Here is a 2,598-nt window from a genome sequence, read left to right on the forward strand (position 1 = left end):
GGTACTACGACCCGCTGAGGTTCCGGCACCAGCGGCGCGGCCATGGCGCCATGCCACTGGCGGTTCCAATCGCTGTAGGGCTGAAGCTCACCGCTTGCACCGGCTGGTTCGATCCAGTCCAGCTCGATGCCTTGCTGCTGCAGGTGGCGGTTGACGCGGGCATCACGGACCCGGCCGACCAGGCGCTCACTGTCGGTATGGGCGAGGACATGGCGCGCGCCGCTGCCTTGGGCGAGACGGGCGAGGACCACTTCGGGTTGGCCGCGCTGCACAAGTAATCGCCCCCCAAGCCACCGCAATCGGGCATCGAGGGCCTGCAAAGAGTGCAGTAAAAACTCAACACGAGCGACGGCAGTCTCAGGATGAAACAGCAACGCGTCATCCAGTACGAACACCGGAATGACCGGTCCTCTTAAGCAGGCCTTCGCCAGCGGTTCGTGATCCTGCGTGCGCAAATCGCGGCGATACCAGACCAGCGTGGGGGGCATTGATTGAAAAAAAAACTCCTGGGAAATCCCGGCTTTTTGAAAAAGTCAGCCTTGCTGAATTGACCGTCGGGTGTGATGATGCAGAAGTTGCATAACTATCAATCTCATGCTCACCGGAGCTGATCTTCTCGCCAAAGTCAAAGAAATGGGCGACGTGAGCAAATCCGACGTTGTTCGTGCATGCGGATATGTCTCCAACAAGAAAGACGGCAGCGAGCGACTGAATTTCACGGCGTTCTACGAAGCGCTGCTCAATGCCAAGGGCGTTGATTTTGGCGGCTCGAGCGCCAAGGTTGGTAAAGGCGGCCGCAAGCTGAGCTTCACCACCAAGGTTCAGTTCAACGGCAACCTGATGGTGGGCAAGGCCTACACCGCCCTGCTGGACCTCAAGCCCGGCGATGAGTTCGAAATCAAGCTGGGTCGCAAGCAGATCCGTCTGGTGCCCCTGGGCGCTCCTGACGAAGAAGAGTGAGGCCAACGGCTTCCGCGACGCGGATGCCATCCATCGCAGCAGAGAGGATTCCGCCGGCGAAGCCGGCCCCCTCTCCCGCCGGATAAAGCCCTGGGGTGTTCACGCTCTCCAGGGCTTTTGTTCTGGGAATGCGCACGGGGGATGAGGTGCGGGTTTCAACGCCAGTCAGCAGCGCATCGTCCATGGCGTAGCCCGGGATGGACTGCTCGAACTGCGGCAGGGCCTCCCGCAGGGCTTCGATCACAAAGGCCGGTAAGGCCTGCCCCAGGTCTGCAGGGACTACACCGGGGCTGTAGGAGGGCTTGACCGTCCCCAGATCGGCGGGTGCCTGGCTGCCGCCGGCCAGGAAGTCCTTGAGCCGCTGACCGGGAGCGGCATAGCTCTTGCCACCGAGTTCAAAGGCCTTGGCCTCCCAGTGCCGCTGGAAGGCAATCCCCGCAAGGGGGTCGCCGGGGTAGGCGCCATAGCTTTCGACGTCGCCTGTCTCAATGTTCACGACGATGCCGCTGTTGGCGTTGCGCTCATTGCGCGAGTGCTGACTCATCCCGTTGGTGACGACCCGTCCCACCTCCGAGGTGGCCCCCACCACCAGGCCACCGGGGCACATGCAGAAGCTGTAGACGCAGCGCCCGTTGCTGACGTGTTTGACGAGCTTGTACTCCGCAGCCCCCAGGCGGGGATGGCCGGCGCAGTTTCCCCAACGGGCGGCATCGATCAGGGGTTGCGGGTGCTCGATGCGAAAGCCCACCGAGAAGGGTTTGCGCTCCAGCGTCACGCCCTCCTCCTGCAGCATCGCGAAGGTGTCGCGCGCGCTGTGGCCGACCGCGAGGACCACCTGCTGCGCCGGGATGATCTCTCCGCTGGCCAGGGCAACGCCGCTAAGGCGCCGCTCCCCATCGATCTGCTCAACGCAGAGCTGACTGACACGGCTTTCGAAGCGAATCTCTCCGCCGAGGGCCGTGATCTTGCTCCGGAGACCCCGAACCACCGTGGCCAACTTGAAGGTGCCGATGTGGGGGTGGTGCTTGACCAGGATCTCTGGATTGGCCCCCGCTGCGACCAGTTCCTCCAGGACCTTGCGCCCGAGGTGTTTGGGGTCTCTCACCTGGCTGTAGAGCTTCCCATCGGAGAAGGTGCCCGCACCCCCTTCCCCAAATTGCGCGTTGGATTCGGGGTTGAACGGCGCAGTGCCTTTCCAGAAGCCAAAGGTGTCCGCCGTGCGCTCCTTCACGGGTTTGCCGCGCTCGAGCAGCAGGGGTCTCAGCCCCATCTCCGCCAGGATCAGGGCACAGAAGTAGCCGCAGGGTCCGGCGCCCACAACCACCGGCCGCTGAGGCAGGGGATCCCCGGGGCTGGCCTGCGCCACGGGTTGGTAGTGGGTGTCGCTTGCGGGTTGCAGGTGGGGATCGCGCTTGAAGCGCTTCAGCAGTTGCTGCTCGAGCTGCGGCGGCAGTTCCAGCTCCAGGCTGTAGGCGATCTGGATGGCGGATTTCCGCCTGGCGTCGATGCTCTCTTTGATGATCCGATGCGCGAGCAGGGCCGCTGGATCGATCTTGAGGCGTTTGCAGATGGCTGGAGCGAGATCCGCTTCCTCGTGATCCAGCGGCAGCTTCAACTCGCTCAGTCGCAGCACCACTT

Annotated in this window: 3 protein-coding genes; 1 reads left to right on the forward strand and 2 read right to left on the reverse strand. The window is 63.3% G+C overall.

Annotated elements, in window-relative coordinates:
* Window positions 1–488 (reverse strand): deoxyribodipyrimidine photo-lyase (locus QZ184_RS11365; RefSeq protein WP_296419735.1); only part of this gene is annotated, 488 nt, incomplete at its 3' end.
* Window positions 489–594: 106 nt separating this feature from the next.
* Here QZ184_RS11365 and QZ184_RS11370 point away from each other — a divergent pair.
* A complete protein-coding gene (locus QZ184_RS11370) occupies window positions 595–960 on the forward strand; it encodes an AbrB family transcriptional regulator (protein WP_010316617.1) in 366 nt (121 codons plus the stop codon).
* On the opposite strand, the gene QZ184_RS11375 is transcribed toward QZ184_RS11370, so the two are convergent.
* On the reverse strand, window positions 899–2,593 hold the full coding sequence (locus tag QZ184_RS11375; protein ID WP_296419737.1) for an FAD-dependent protein: 1,695 nt from the start codon (window positions 2,591–2,593) through the stop codon (window positions 899–901). The genes QZ184_RS11370 and QZ184_RS11375 overlap by 62 nt on opposite strands.
* Window positions 2,594–2,598: the final 5 nt, after the last annotated feature.

It is taken from the genome of Vulcanococcus sp. DEBay_Sum22DG08_74, from assembly GCF_017852955.1.
In the GTDB taxonomy this organism is placed as follows: domain Bacteria; phylum Cyanobacteriota; class Cyanobacteriia; order PCC-6307; family Cyanobiaceae; genus Vulcanococcus.